Raw genomic sequence first — 14,468 nt, forward strand, 5'->3', positions numbered from 1 at the left:
GCTTGCGGAAGGGCAGGGCGATCGGCGTCGCCCCTTTTTTAGTTTCGTAGACGCAAGCGCGCCTCTTCAGCGACCGCCTCTGCGGTGATGCCGAAATGCCGGTAGAGTTCCTCGGCCGGGCCGGAGGCGCCGAAACCGGCCATGCCGACGAAGCCTCCATCCTCGCCGATCCAGCGCTCCCAGCCGAACTTGACGGCGGCCTCGACGGCGACGCGAACGCAGCCCTCGCCCAGAACCTCCCGCCGATAGGCGCGGTCCTGCGCTTCGAACAGGCTCCAGCACGGCATCGAGACGACGGCGGTCGGAATGCCGTCCCGTTGCAGCAACTCGCGGGCCGCCAGCGCGATCTGCACCTCCGAGCCGGTGGAGAGCAGTGTCACCTTGCGCGCGCCGCCTTCGGCTTCAGCGAGTACATAGGCGCCGCGAGCCGAGCGGTTTTCGGGACCTCCGTCGCGCCGCAATTGCGGCAGGCTCTGGCGAGCGAAGACGAGAGAGACCGGGCCGGCGCGATGGTCGAGCGCGATTTCCCAGGCCTCGGCGGCCTCGACCGCGTCGCAGGGGCGCAGCACCAGCATATTCGGCATCGCCCGCAGCGAGGCGATGATCTCGACCGGCTGGTGTGTCGGCCCGTTCTTTCCGATGCCGATCGAGTCGTGGCTGAAGACGAACAGCGTCGGCAGGCCCATCAGCGCCGCCATGCGCATCGCCGGTCGTTCATAGTCCGAGAAGGGCAGGTAGGTCACCGCGAGCGGGATCACGCCGCCATGCGCCACCATGCCGTTGGCGAGCGCGCCCATCGCATGCTCGCGTACGCCGCAATGGAGATAGCGGCCGGCCCGGTCACCGGCATTGAAGGCGGCGAGCTGGCGCTTGTGGTTGGTCGGCGCCTCCAGATCGGCACAGGCCGTCATCATCTCCGGCAGCACCTCGTAGAGCGCGGCCGCGATCTCGCCGGAAACCGCGATCGAGAACTCGGCCTTGCCATCCTGCGCAGCGCGCGCCTTGAAGGCATGAATGGCCTCGCGCCAGCCGATTGTCAGGGCGCGCTCATGCACGCGCTCGAATTCGTCGCGGACGGCGTTGCTCGTCTCCGCAAGCCGTGCGGCCCAGCTTGCGTGGTCCTGCGCTCCGCGCGATGCAGTCGCGCGCCAGGCGGCCGCGATTGGCTCGGGAATCTCAAAAGATCTCCCCTCCCAACCGAAGCGCTCGGCCATCGCAGCACGATCCTCAGGAAAGAGCTTGCCGGAATGGCCGCCGCGCTGCCCCTCGAGGCGCGGAATGCCGCGCGCAATCACCGTCTTGCAGGCGATCAGCGAGGGGCGTGGATCGATCTTGGCGGTGTCTATCGCCGCATCGATCGCAGCGATGTCGTGGCCATCGATCTCCTGGACGTGCCAGCCGGCGACGCGGAAGCGCTCGGCGACGTCTTCGGAGATCGAAAGCTCGGTCGCGCCGTCATCGGTGATGGCGTTGTCGTCCCAGAAGACGGTGAGCTTGCCGAGCCGCAGATGTCCGGCGAGCTGGATGACCTCCTGCCCGACGCCCTCCTGCAGGCAGCCATCGCCGACGAAGGCGAAGGTTCGGTGGTCGACCAGCGCGTCGCCGAAGCGGGCATTGAGCGACGCTTCCGCGATCGCCATGCCCAGCGCATTGGCGATGCCCTGGCCGAGCGGGCCGGTGGTGGTCTCGATGCCGGCCGCCGGCTCGTATTCCGGATGCCCGGCGCAAGGTGAGCCGAGTTCACGAAAGCGCTTCACCGCGTCGAGCGAGACATGGTGGTAGCCGGAGAGGTGCAGCAGGGAATAGAGCAGCATCGAGCCATGACCGTTCGACAGCACGACGCGGTCACGGTCGGGCCAGGTCGGATTGGCCGGATCGAACTTCAAATGCCGGGCGTAGAGGGTGGTGGCGATCTCCGCCATGCCGAGCGGCACGCCCTGATGGCCTTCGCCCGCGGCGAGAATTGCATCGACCGAGAGAAACCGGATCGCATGGGCCATCTCGGCGAGAGCGGTCGGGCGCGAGCCAGCGGGCGCTCCCCATTGTGGAATGTTCAAGCTCTGCCTCACGCGATCCGGTTCCGGAGAGCAGATTGTGCCGAAATCCCAGCGCTGGCTAAAACGCGAAATTTAGAGCGACACATGAAGCTGATTCAGCTTTCGGCCCTGGGCAAGCTGGGGCGCGATCCGAAATAATTGGCCTTCGCCCTCCTTACATTGCGCATCTATCTTGTTTTACGCGAATGCAGCCCGCTCCTCGGCCATCCGCGAGGGGAGGCAAAGCTCTGCCGCTGGTTGCGAATGTCCGCTTCCAGGCAACGACCCAACTGCCGATATTGGCCCATCGCCGACTCTCGCAACGACCGCTTTCCGGCGATCTGGTTCGCGCGGCAGCAACCGTAAAGAATGAGTCGATAAAATCGGGTGGAGCCGAAAGTGCTCAGATAGAATCCTTAACGCGTCGCCACGTGTCGTGGATATGTTTCTCCAATATGGCTGCCATATGCTCGCCGTTGCGGCTTTCCAGCGCGACCATCATCTGCTCGTGATCGTCGACCGCAGCCGCCCACTTCTCGGGGCCTTCGTTGCCGATATAGCGGATGCGCCGCAACCTGCTTTGCAGAACCGCATGGACATCGATCAATGCCGCGTTGCGCGATGCGCGTATGATCAACGAGTGAATGGATTGGTTCGTCTTGAAATAGGCCAGGCGATCGCGAGCAGCGTATAGCCGCAACATCTCGTCGTGCATCTTTCGAATCTGGCGAATATCATCGTCCGACGCATTGAGGCACACCAGACGCCCCGCGTAATTCTCGATATTCGCCAAGACGTCGAGGCAATCCTTGACGTCCTTTGCGTGAAAGACCCGGACGACCGCGCCACGCCCCGGCGAGAGATCGAGCAGGCCCTCGCTCGCCAGGGACTTGATGGCCTCGCGCAACGGCGTCCGCGACACGCCGAGCTCCTGCCCGAGGTTGCCCTCGTGAACACGGGTGCCCGGACGGAGATGGCCTTCGGTGATCATGTCGCGGAGTCGGCTCACGATCAGATCGTGAAGGTTATGCCGAATGATCGGGTTCGGCGCCGTCTCGGACGAGGCTGCGCCGAGAGAGGCGCGCGCGCTTGCAGGTTCCATCATGTGCCACTCCGGCTCAGGCCCGACTTCATGACTGCTATGCAATGGCTGAATGCACAACGACAATATCCTGTATGCAGCATATTGACAGGCAAAATTCGGCTCCATAACCTCGTTCTCGAACAAGGGGAGCGCAGGCCGTGACATGCAGAAGCCCGCATGGCGGTGGCAGGTGGGGAGACCCAGCAGTTCAGCATTGAGCGAGTTTGCTCCCCGTTTTCAGAGAGCTTTGCAGCAGCGCTGATAGATATGTTCGACGCCAATCGACGCGTGCGCCAAGACGGCGCGATGAGCAGCGCAGATAGTTGGCTGGAAAGACAAGGAAGGTCTCGGCAACGACCAGGGCCTGAATACGAAATACCAAAAACAAGCAACAAGGCGGCTTGGAGGAAATCTTGGAACGCACGGCATATACGCAGTCTCAGCTCGCGCCGGCGATGTCCTGAGTCATGGCGAAAGTTGGATTCATCGGCGTCGGCGTGATGGGCCGAGAGATGGTGATCAACCTGCTCAAGGCTGGTCACGAGGTTCGCGTTTTCGATACCCACCTGGCTGCCGCCGAAGCGCTGGTCGCCCATGGCGCCGTGGTGGCAAAGTCTGCAGGCGATGCCGTGCGTGACGCGGATGTCGGCATCACCATGCTTCCCGACACCCCCCAGGTCGAAGCCGCGATACTGGGCCCTGACGGCGTCCTGTCCTCGCCGCCCGCCGGCGGCGTTTTCGTCGAAATGAGCACGATCTCTCCCCAGGCGACGCGTGCGATGAGTGCCGCGCTGGCGGAGCGCGGTGTATCGATGCTCGACGGGCCGGTCTCCGGGGGGCCGCTCGGCGCAACCAACGCGACGCTGTCGATCATGGTTGGAGGCGACGAGCAGGCTTTGGCGAAGGCCATGCCGGTGCTCTCCGCCATGGGCAAGACGATCGTGCATATGGGCGAGAGCGGAGCCGGCCAGGTCACGAAGCTGTGCAACCAGCTCGTCGTCGGCATCAACCTCCAGGGTGTGTGCGAGGCGCTCGCGCTCGGCCGCGCCGCTGGCATCGATCTGGAGAAGTTGAGGGATGCGCTTCTGGGCGGCTCGGCCTCGTCCTGGATGATGCAGAACCTCGCGCCCAAGATCATCGCCAAGGATCCCGCTGCCGGCTTTCGCATCGATCTGATGCTCAAGGATCTTCGCCTGACGGGCGAACTCGCCTTCGCGCTCGGCGTGCCGCTACCCGGCAATGCGCTGGTCACGAACCTCTTTCTCGAGGCGCGAGCCCATGGCGAGGGTGGGAACGGCAACCAGGCGCTCTATCGCGCCTATGACCGGCTAACCAACCAGGAATGAGCGATGGCTGCTAAACCGAGACTGGGTTTCGTCGGCCTCGGCCTGATGGGCACGGCGATGTCGCTGCGCCTTCTGGAAAAGGGCTGGCCGCTCAATGTCTGGAACCTCGAGCCTGACCGCCTGGGGCCTGTGGTGGAGGCCGGTGGCGTCGCCATGGCGTCGCCCGCGCAGGTCGCGGCCGAAAGCGACGTCGTCCTCATGTGTGTGCTTCACACGCAGGCTGTCGAGGCCTGCGTCTTCGGTGAACATGGCATCGCGCAGACCGCCCGCAATGGCCAGGTCCTGATCGATCATTCGACGATCGATCCGAACAAGAGCAAGGCTTTCGCGGCGAAGCTGCGTGCCGACACCGGAATGGCCTGGGTCGATGCGCCGATTTCGGGGGGCCCCCTGGCGGCGCGGGACGGCCAGCTGACCGTCATGGCGGGCGGCGAGGAAGCGGACGTCGATACGATCAAGCCGATCATGGCGGATCTGGCGGCGAACTTTACGCGCGCCGGCAGCGCGGGCGCCGGCCAGCTGGCGAAGATGCTGAACCAGGCCATCGTCGGAACGACCTATGTGCTGATGGCTGAGGCGCTGACGCTGGCCGAGGCGTCCGGCATCGACGCTGCGAAGCTGCCGGAATGCCTCGCCGGCGGTCACGCCGACGGCACCTTGCTGAAGCAGCTCTACCCCCGCATGCAGGCCCGTTCCTTCGATCCGCCGCTGGCCTATGCCCGGCAGCTTCTCAAGGACATGAAGGCGGTAAAATCCGAGATCCATGGCCTCGGCCTCGATCTGCCGCTGATCGAGAAGGCGGTGGCGCAGTATGACAGCTACGTCTCTGCCGGGCATGAAATGGCCGACGCGGCTTCGATCGTGAACCTTTATCGGCGCGGCGGAGGGGCATAGCGGCATCGCCCGATACGGACACGCACCCCATGCTTTCGATCTCGCCCGGCCGGCGAGACCGGAGGAACAACAGGACCGGGATCAACCCGACCACAAAAAACAAGCAATCACAGGGAGAACAACGATGAGATCATTCAAAGTCCTGGCCTTGGCATCGCTCGCGGGCTGGGCCCTGATGTCGCTGCCGGCGCATGCCGACCTGCTGGCCGATATCAAGGCCGCCAAGAAGATCCGCATTTCGACCGACCTGACGATTTCGCCCTACGGCAAGGTCGACGACAAGATGCAGCCGACAGGCTCCGATGTCGAAATCGCGAAGATCCTGGCCAAGGACCTCGGCGTGGAGTTCGAGCTGGTCTCGACGACGGCGGCGACGCGCATCCCGAACCTGCAGACCGGCAAGGCGGACATCGTGATCTCGTCCCTGGCGATCACACCGGCGCGCGCCGAGGTCGTCGACTTCTCGGTGCCCTATGCCGACCAGCTGTCGGTCGTCGCAGGGCCGAAGAGCGTCAACGTCAAGTCGATCGAGGATCTCGAAGGCAAGAAGGTCGCCGTCACCCGCAGCACCACCCAGGACAGCGACCTGACCCAGCGCGCCAAGAAGACCCAGATCGTCCGCTACGAGGACGACGCCACGCTCGCGCTCGCCATCGCGTCCGGCCAGGCGGATCTGTTCGGCACCGCCTTTGCGCAGATCATCAACATCAACGCGAAGAACCCGTCGCGCGAGCTCGAAGCGAAGTTCACCCTGCAGACCTTCTTCCTCGGCATCGGCGTCCGCAAGAACGAACCGGAACTGAAGAACTGGCTCGATGCCTGGGTGAAGGAAAATCTCCGCAACGGCAGGCTCAACGCCATTCACAAGCAGTTCCACGGCATCGAGCTGGCGCCCGATACGCTGAAGGCCGGCAACAGCTGAGCGACGGCATGGCGGGCATCGAGGCGCGCGCCATCATGGCGCGATCTTCGATGCCTGCGATGCATGACTTCGGGCCGGGGCGACCATTTCCTCCCGGCCCGACACCGCGGAGCGGGTTCGGACTTCAGACTGCCTGAACGTGCTGACGAAACCCGGTCCGTGCGTCGCTGATCGCGAGGTCATGCCCGAACGGTCGACGAGAACGCAATCGCTCGATCAATCCCGACTGGTCCGGCCGCGCAGGAACGCATCTGAATGAACTATAGTTTTAGCTTCGCATTCCTGGCCAACCGCTGGCCCGCCCTGGTGGAAGGCGTCTGGCTGACCATTCAGCTGACGGTCGTGTCGATCACGCTCGGCTTCCTCGTCGGCACGCTGTGCGCCGTACTGAGGGTCTACGGCAATGGCTTCGTTCGACGCGTCGTCGGCTCCTATGTCGAGATCATCAGGAACACGCCGCTGCTCGTTCAGATGTTCATCGTCTATTTCGGCATCGCCAGCATGGGCGTGAAGCTCAGCGCCGAAGTCTCCGCCATCATCGCTCTCGTCATCAATGCCGGCGCATACACGACGGAGATCATGCGGGCGGGCATCGAGTCGATCAGCAAGACGCAGCTCGAAGCCGCGGAATGCCTGGGGCTGTCGCGCGTCAACACCATCATCCACGTCGTCCTGCTTCCGGCCATGGAGCGCGTCTATCCCGCCCTGAGCAGCCAGTTCGTCCTGCTCATGCTCGCATCGAGCGTGACGTCACAGATTTCAGCGGAAGAGCTGACGGCCGTCGCCAACGTCATGCAATCCGACACGTATCGCAGCTTCGAAGTGTATCTGATCGTCGCGGCGATCTACATTTCACTGTCGTTTCTCTATCGTTTTGCATTTGCGCTGGTCGGGGCGGTTCTCTTCACCCGTCGCCGCAAGCTCGGCACGGCGCTGTGAGGCCGGCATGATCCAATTCGGCTCCGCACACGTCATCTATATTTTCGAAGCGGCACGCTGGACCATCGTGCTGTCCTTGATCGCCTTCTTCGGCGGCGCTGTTCTCGGCCTGCTGCTGGCGCTCGCACGCGTGTCCCGCCTGCTGATCCTGAGGGCCTTGTCAGCCGCCTATATCCAGACGATCCAGGGCACGCCGCTCCTGATCCTGCTGTTCCTGTCCTATTTCGGGCTGAGCCTGCTGGGCTATCGTCTCGCCCCGATCGTGGCGGCCGGGCTGTCGTTGACCCTCTATGTCGGCGCCTTTCTCGGCGAGATCTGGCGCGGCTGCATTCAGGCCGTGCCGCGCACCCAGTGGGAAGCATCCGACTGCATCGGGCTCAACCGGTTTCAGCAATACGCCTATGTCATCCTGCCCCAGGCTGTCCGCATCGCGACCCCGCCGACCGTCGGCTTCATGGTTCAGGTGGTGAAGAACACCTCGCTCGCCTCGGTGATCGGCTTTGTCGAACTGACCCGCGCCGGCCAGATCGTCAATAACTCGACATTCCAGCCGCTGGTCGTGTTCCTGCTCGTGGCCGCCATCTACTTCGCGATCTGCTATCCGCTTTCGGTTGCGAGCCGCGTCCTTGAAAGGAAATTCAATGTCGCGAGATGACCAGCAGACCCTCGCTGGAACGCGCCCGGCCCCGACCGGGGCGCCGGATACGGCGGTGATCAAGGTTCGCGACGTCGAGAAACTCTTCGGGCAGCTCAAGGTTCTCGACGGAGTTTCTCTCGACGTGATGGCAGGCCAGATGGTGGCGATCATCGGCCGAAGCGGCTCCGGAAAGAGCACATTGCTGCGTTGCATGAACGGGCTGGAGGACATCCAGGGCGGCGATATCACGATCTGCGGCCACAATGTCGGGCGCGGCAAGTCCAACCGGGCGGATCTGCGCCGCGACGTCGGCATGGTGTTTCAGAGCTACAACCTCTTCCCGCATCTGACGGTGGAGCGAAACATCACGCTGGCCCTGACCCTGGTGAAGAAGAAGTCGAAGGCCGAGGCACGGCAACGGGCCGAGCAGGTCCTTGCGCAGGTCGGCCTTGCGGAAAAGATCGATGCCTATCCCGAGCAATTGTCGGGCGGGCAGCAGCAGCGGGTTGCCATCGCTCGCTCGCTGGCGCTTTCGCCGCAGGTGATGCTGTTCGACGAAGTGACCTCTGCGCTCGATCCCGAGCTCACGGTCGAAGTTCTTCGCGTCATGGAGGACCTCGCCAGGGGCGGCATGACGATGGTGCTGGTGACGCACGAAATGGCTTTCGCGCAGCGCGTCGCGGACCAGGTCGTGTTCATGCACAAGGGCAAGGTCTGGGAGTCGGGCCCGACGAAGGAACTCTTCGCAGCTCCCAAGACGGCCGAGTTCGCGCAGTTCATCGGCACAGGTCTGTAGTTTCGATCGGGCGGGGGCGGCGCATCCCGCAAGCCAAACCACTCACTTCCCGGAGGGATGACGCATGGCGAATTCGGATGCCGCGCTGCCGGCCTGGCGCCTGGACGGCGCCGTAGCCGCCATCACGGGCGGCGCGAGGGGGATCGGCCGCGCGGCCGCCGAGCTTTTTGCCGCGGCCGGGGCCCGTGTCGTCATCCTGGATGTCGATGGTGATGCGGCTCGGGCAGCAGCATCGGCCATTGGTGGGGCAGCCACGGCCCATGCGATGAACGTCGCGGATGAGGCCGCCGTCGATTCCGTGTTCGAAGCGATCGTGCGGACCGAGGGGCGTCTGGACGTTCTGGTCAACAATGCGGGAATGGCGCTGAGGCGCCCCACCGTGGAACTCACGCTCGCCGACTGGCAGCGCGTCGTCGACGTCAACATGACCGGCGTATTCCTGTGCGCGCGTGCCGCCGGCCGGGTGATGACGCGGCAAGGCTCGGGCGCCATCGTCAATCTCTCCTCGATCATGGGGCTTTCGGGTGGCGGGCTCTATCCGAACATTTCCTATCAGACGACGAAGGGGGCGGTCGTCAACATGACCCGCGCGCTTGCCGTCGAATGGGCGCGCGCCGGCGTGCGCGTCAACGCCGTCGCGCCGACCTGGGTGGATACCGAGTTCATCGCGGCGCTGAAGGACAACCCGGAATTCATCAGCGCGGTGGAGCGCCTGACGCCGATGGGGCGCCTCGCGACGGTGCAAGAGGTCGCTCAGGCGATCCTGTTCCTGAGCAGCCCGGCGGCCGCGATGATTACGGGGCATACATTGCCCGTCGATGGTGGTTTCCTCGCCCAGTAAGCATCGGCCAGCCGAGCGGAGGGCCGCCGCGCGTCTCAAGCCTCCTTAGGGACAACTCACCGTTGCGCGCAGCCAGAACGTCTTGCGCTCTCCGGCCATGAGACTCGAGGCGGTGCCGTTCTCGACTGCCGCGGCAAGCCCCTCGCGAGGCATGCTCGTAAACGGCTCCAGGCCGATATTGTAGTGGCGGCCGAACCAGGGGTAGTCGCGCATCGCTCCGAACTCCTGCCAGCACCAGACATAGGGCATCACGGCTGCGTCCCAGGCGATTTCGAGTCCCAGCTCGCGGGTATTGCGAACCAGATAACGGCCATCGCGGAAGCCGCGCAGATAGCTCATCTCCCCGGGCGTCCCGGCTTCCGGCAGCAGCGACATCTCGACCGCCCGGCCGTCAGCGTCCACAGCATCATGCCAGGGCATGACCCGATGATCGGCGAGGCGGCGCTGCGGATGGCTGCGCGAGATGTCGCCCGTCACGACCTCCACGCCCCGCGGCATCTCGATGACGGCTCCGGGCCCCAGAAACGGCCGCCCGAACGTGATGTGGTGGCCCCACATCAGCGGGAGTTCGACCTTGCTCTCATTGATCGCGACTTCCTCGAAGAGCAGCGACGGCGAGCCGGATTCGAGCCTGACATTCCGGATCAAGCGATAGGGCAGCGTCTCCGTCCGAACGCTCAATTCAACCTGCACGGCGGACGGGGCGTCTTCCACGATCCGCCAGTCCCATGGCCGGTGCCAGACCTCGCCATGCATGCCATGGCTGCCGATCGGAAGGCCCGGGCCGGCCGACGGGGCGCCGCCGGCCGGGAAGACCTCCTGCCAGCCGCCGGGATAGCTGTCATAGAACGCCATGCGGGCATCGGGCGGGGTGACCGCGCGCAGGGCCGGATGCCGAAGCCCGTTGGCAGAAAGCCAGACGAAGTCAGTATCTGTGGGCTTGTGCAGGAATTCGACCAGATCGGCCCCGCGCCCCACTGCGAAGCTGACGCGCAGTCGCTCGTTCTCCAGCGTCAGCACGTCCAATCCATGCCAGACGACATGATTGATGCGGACGCCCCAGTTCCGTTGCGGGCGATAATAGCCGTTCATCGACGGGGAGCCCTCGGTACGGCCTATGTCAGTACAGCCAGTGCACCGGTGGCACGCCCGCCACATCGAGACGGGTCACTGCAATCGAGCCGCCGAGCAGGCAGCCGAGATAGCCCGTCCGGAGGTCAGCCCCGCCGAAGGCGATGCTCGAGAGATTGCGGAGCTTCGTCGACGGATTGGCGTCCATATGCGGCCGCCCGAGCGCATTCGCCTGATAGGCCTGCTCGACCCAGGCGACATGGGCCGGATCAGTCTCGCTCAGCATGATCTCGCAGCTTCCGCTCTCCGGATCGATGCGCATCAACTGGTTGGAGATCACGCCTGCGATCCAGATACGCCCTTCGGCATCGAAGGCGAGACCATCGGGAAACTGGCCTTCTCCGAACTCGTGGATCACCTCTTTCGGGCCCAGGCTCGCATCGTCGCGGAGCGCAAAGCGGCTGAGTCGCCGGCCATAGGTCTCGTTGACATAAAGCCAGCGCCGGTCTGGCGAGATCTGGCATTCATTGGTGAAGCCGAGCCCGTCCGCGACGATGCGCGCGCCCTTGTCGTCCATCACGGCGATGAAGCCGCTCCTGGAATCGCGGCGGTAGTCGAGTGAGCGCGGCACCATCGTTGTCGACACGGTGAGCCAGAGCCGGCCGAGATGGTCCCGCACCAGATAGTTCGAGGGCGCGATCGGGTCGCCGTCGATCTGTGTCCAGTACGGCGCCACCTGTCCGTCGCGCGTCAGGCGCCAGACGCCCCCCGCCTCGCTGCCGAGATTGGCGAGCAGGAAGGAGCCGTCCGGCTCGAGCGCGATGCCGTTCGGGCGCAAGCCCTCGGGCAGGTCGGCCGTGGTGGCGCTGTAAAGCGTCTGCGTGCCGTCGGGCTTGAGATGCGCCACGCCGCCGCGCCAGTCGGCGGTATAGAGGTCGCCTTTCGCCGTCGCGAGGACGCATTCGGGGCGGCTGAGGCCGGAGCCGAGCAGCGAGACGTCTTCGAGAGTCAGAGTCATCCGCGCATCAACCAGACCAGAGCCATCGGGATCGCCTCGACATAGGTGACGAGGAACAGCACGCAGAGCGCCAGGATGAACATCGGGATGAGTTCGCGCGAGATCGCGACCATGCCAACCCGCGCGATTTTGGCTGCCACGAACAATGTGCCCCCGACAGGGGGCGTGTAGAGCCCGATCACCAGATTGAAGACCATGATCAGGCCGAGATGGACCGGGTCGATGCCGAAAGCCTTGGCAGTCGGAATGAACAGCGGTGCCGTCAGCATCAGCGAAGGCAGCGGCTCCAGGAAGATGCCGACGAGGATCAGCGCCAGGTTGAGCAGGAACAGGAAGACGTACTTGTTCTCGGCGATGTTCAGGATCGCCTGCGCCAGATTGGCCGGGATCTGCTCGACCGTGATCAGCCAGGAAAGCGCGCCGGTGGCGCCGACGACAAGCATGACCACGGCGCTGGTGCGGAAGCTCTGCAGCAGCATGCCGGGGACCTGCGCCGGCTTGATCTCGCGATAGACGAATAGTGCCAGGACAAGCCCGTAGAACACCGCGACCGAGGCAGCCTCCGTCGGCGTGAAGATACCGGTCAGGATGCCGCCGAGGATGACGACCGGCATGCCGGAGGCCGGCAGGATAGCGAGGAAGCTCTTCCAGATATCGGCCCGGCTCGGCATCGCCCCGCCGAGATCGCAGCCGAGAGAGCGACCCTTCCAGACGCAGAGCAGGATCAGGACGAAGGCGAGCGTGAAGGCCGGGAAGACGCCCGAAACCAGAAGCTCGCGGATCGAGACATTGCCGACGAAACCATAGACCAGCAACGGGATCGAAAGCGGCATCAGCACGCCGATCGTCCCGGCGACCGCGATCAGCGCGGCTGCGAAGGCACGCGGGTAACCGCGCTCGGCCATGCGAGGCACCATGATCGAGCCGATCGCCGCCGAATCCGCCACGGCCGACCCCGAAACCGAGCCGAACATGGTGCAGGCGGAGACCGTGACGACGCCAAGCCCTCCCGGCATGAAGGCCAGCAGCGAACGCGCGAAATCGATCAGCCGGCGGCCGACGCCGCCATGGGTGATCAGTTCACCGGTGAAGATGAACAGCGGTATCGCAGCGAGGTGCAGCGGTTCCAGGCTCGATATGTAGGAGAGGAAGATCGCCTCGAGCGGGTAGCTCATGCCGAAGATCCCGATCGTGGCGACCGTGGTCAGCAGGAGCGCCCAGACAAGCGGCATTCCGAGAAGGGCGAGCGCGAAGAAGACCGCGCAGATGACGGCAAGAACCATGGCGTCAGTCCTGGAAGGCTTCTTGCGGGAGGGGCTTGCTGCCCAGCAGCAGCGCCATCTCGTAGAGCACGAAGACGAGCGCCAGCGCCGAACCGACAGGCATCGCGAGGTACTGAAGTCCCATCGGGACATGGAGCACTGTCAGTTCCTGCCCCATCGTGCTTTCCGTGATGCTCCAGCCATAGGAAATCAGGAGCACCAGCAGGCCGACGACACCGAGCCGAGTGGCGAGCTCGACGGCTTTCTGCAGGCCGGGCGGCATCTTGTCGGTGACTTCGGTGATGCGCATATGCGCCCCCCGGCGCGCGGCTGTGGCCCCGCCAAGGAAGGTCGCCCAGAGCAGGACGAACTCGCCGAATTCGGTATTCCAGGCGAGGTCGCTGTTCAGCGCGACGCGCGCGGCGACATTGGCGAACATCACGACGAGCAGCATGGCGGCCAGCAGCGTCAGGGCAATATCGACCATGTCGCCGAGCCAGCGCAGGGGCGCTGGCTCGGGCAGGTCGGGGCGATAAAGGAAACGCATGCCGGCCTCCGGTGATGCTTTGCGACGAGGCTCAGCTCATGCTTTTGCGGATCTCGGCCGCCTCGGCGATGAACTGGTCGACCGCGGCTGCACCGAACTCCTTGCGGGCGCGCTCGACGGCGCCTTCGCTCGCCTTGCGCCACACCGAAAGATCCGGCTTGGCGATGGTCGCGCCCTTAGCGGTCATCTCCGCCAGCAACTTTTCGTCATTGGCGCGCACTTCGTTGCGATTCCAGTCGCCGGCTTCCTTCGCCGCCTTGAGGATGCCCTCCTGATCGGCCGCGCTGAGGCTCTTGAAGGTGCGCTCGGCCATGGCGACCCAGCGCGGCGAATAGACGTGCTGCGACAGGGTGACGTGCTTGGCGACCTCATAGAAGCGCTGCGAGTAGATGGTGTCGATCGGGTTCTCCTGGCCGGAAACCGTGTTCTGCTGGATGCCGAGATAGACCTCGGTCACCGGCATCACGACCGGCGAGAAGCCGATCGATTCCATGATCCAGCGGATCATTTCGACCGGAGCGATGCGCAGCTTCTTGCCCTTGGCATCGGCCGGGCTGTTGAGCGGGAAGTTCGTGGTGAAGCTGCGGAAGCCGGCCTCCCAGTTGCCGACGATGCGCATGCCCTTGGCGGGCAGCAGGTCCGCCTGCTGCTTGATGAACTTCGAGGTGTCGTAGAGCTTCCAGCCCTGCTCGTAGTTCTCGGCCAGATAAGGCAAGGCGATCAGCGAGAGATCCTTCACGTGGGGGGTGAAGGTGACGACGCCGGTCAGGGCGAAATCGAGCCCGCCGACCTGCAGTTGGTCGAGCGACTTGGCGTCGTTGGCGAGCTGGCCGGAGTGGAAGACCTGAACCTTGCAACGGCCGGCAGTGTAGGTCTCGACCGCCGCGGCGAAGCGCATCGCGGCCTCGTTTGCGGCACCCACGGAGGTGTCGGTGTGGCTAAAGCGCAGCGTGCGGACGCTCTGGCCCAGGACGATGTTGGGAAAGCCGGTGATCGCGCCGCCCGCCAGCGCGGCCGAAGCTTTGAGGATGTGACGCCTGTTCTGCATGATGTGCTTCCTCGGTTGTCGTTTCCG

14 protein-coding genes are annotated in these 14,468 nt (G+C 64.5%); 7 read left to right on the forward strand and 7 right to left on the reverse strand.

The window, feature by feature from the left end:
- Nucleotides 1-38 precede the first annotated feature (38 nt).
- Nucleotides 39-2,000 (reverse strand): transketolase, encoded by a 1,962-nt coding sequence (gene tkt, locus VGV58_RS02080; protein WP_326872379.1) that lies wholly within the window; start codon nt 1,998-2,000, stop codon nt 39-41.
- A gap of 439 nt (nt 2,001-2,439) precedes the next feature.
- On the reverse strand, nt 2,440-3,138 hold the full coding sequence (locus VGV58_RS02085) for a GntR family transcriptional regulator (RefSeq protein ID WP_326872380.1): 699 nt from the start codon (nt 3,136-3,138) through the stop codon (nt 2,440-2,442).
- 449 nt (nt 3,139-3,587) lie between these two features.
- On the opposite strand from VGV58_RS02085, the gene VGV58_RS02090 reads away from it, so the two are divergent.
- The 7 genes from VGV58_RS02090 to VGV58_RS02120 all read left to right on the forward strand — a co-directional run bounded on the left by VGV58_RS02090 (nt 3,588) and on the right by VGV58_RS02120 (nt 9,495).
- Nucleotides 3,588-4,466: an NAD(P)-dependent oxidoreductase gene (locus VGV58_RS02090; RefSeq protein WP_326872306.1), complete on the forward strand. Its 879-nt coding sequence runs from the start codon at nt 3,588-3,590 to the stop codon at nt 4,464-4,466.
- A 3-nt stretch (nt 4,467-4,469) separates the two neighbouring features.
- The gene (locus VGV58_RS02095) at nt 4,470-5,360 is read left to right on the forward strand and encodes an NAD(P)-dependent oxidoreductase (RefSeq protein WP_326872307.1); all 891 of its coding nucleotides are present in this window, start codon (nt 4,470-4,472) and stop codon (nt 5,358-5,360) included.
- A gap of 124 nt (nt 5,361-5,484) precedes the next feature.
- Nucleotides 5,485-6,282 (forward strand): transporter substrate-binding domain-containing protein, encoded by a 798-nt coding sequence (locus tag VGV58_RS02100; protein WP_326872308.1) that lies wholly within the window; start codon nt 5,485-5,487, stop codon nt 6,280-6,282.
- A 255-nt stretch (nt 6,283-6,537) separates the two neighbouring features.
- Entirely contained in the window at nt 6,538-7,221 is a 684-nt protein-coding gene (locus VGV58_RS02105) for an amino acid ABC transporter permease (RefSeq protein WP_326872309.1), read from the forward strand.
- A gap of 7 nt (nt 7,222-7,228) precedes the next feature.
- A complete protein-coding gene (locus VGV58_RS02110) occupies nt 7,229-7,876 on the forward strand; it encodes an amino acid ABC transporter permease (RefSeq protein WP_326872310.1) in 648 nt (215 codons plus the stop codon).
- Nucleotides 7,863-8,654: an amino acid ABC transporter ATP-binding protein gene (locus VGV58_RS02115; protein ID WP_326872311.1), complete on the forward strand. Its 792-nt coding sequence runs from the start codon at nt 7,863-7,865 to the stop codon at nt 8,652-8,654. Before VGV58_RS02110 ends, VGV58_RS02115 begins: the two co-directional genes overlap by 14 nt.
- Before the next feature lie 64 nt (nt 8,655-8,718).
- Entirely contained in the window at nt 8,719-9,495 is a 777-nt protein-coding gene (locus tag VGV58_RS02120; protein ID WP_326872312.1) for an SDR family NAD(P)-dependent oxidoreductase, read from the forward strand.
- Between the two features lie 45 nt (nt 9,496-9,540).
- Here VGV58_RS02120 and VGV58_RS02125 read toward each other — a convergent pair whose 3' ends face one another.
- The 5 genes from VGV58_RS02125 to VGV58_RS02145 form a co-directional block, all read right to left on the reverse strand.
- Nucleotides 9,541-10,515, reverse strand: coding sequence for a DUF4432 family protein (locus VGV58_RS02125; RefSeq protein ID WP_326872313.1), 975 nt, complete (start codon nt 10,513-10,515; stop codon nt 9,541-9,543).
- 100 nt (nt 10,516-10,615) lie between these two features.
- Entirely contained in the window at nt 10,616-11,584 is a 969-nt protein-coding gene (locus VGV58_RS02130) for an SMP-30/gluconolactonase/LRE family protein (RefSeq protein WP_326872314.1), read from the reverse strand.
- Entirely contained in the window at nt 11,581-12,867 is a 1,287-nt protein-coding gene (locus VGV58_RS02135; RefSeq protein ID WP_326872315.1) for a TRAP transporter large permease, read from the reverse strand. Before VGV58_RS02135 ends, VGV58_RS02130 begins: the two co-directional genes overlap by 4 nt.
- Before the next feature lie 4 nt (nt 12,868-12,871).
- Nucleotides 12,872-13,393, reverse strand: a complete 522-nt coding sequence (locus tag VGV58_RS02140) for a TRAP transporter small permease (RefSeq protein WP_326872316.1) — start codon at nt 13,391-13,393, stop codon at nt 12,872-12,874.
- Nucleotides 13,394-13,424: 31 nt separating this feature from the next.
- Nucleotides 13,425-14,441, reverse strand: a complete 1,017-nt coding sequence (locus tag VGV58_RS02145; protein WP_326872317.1) for a TRAP transporter substrate-binding protein — start codon at nt 14,439-14,441, stop codon at nt 13,425-13,427.
- Nucleotides 14,442-14,468: the final 27 nt, after the last annotated feature.

Origin of the sequence: Allobosea sp., from assembly GCF_035944895.1 — a bacterium.
Classification (GTDB): domain Bacteria; phylum Pseudomonadota; class Alphaproteobacteria; order Rhizobiales; family Beijerinckiaceae; genus Allobosea.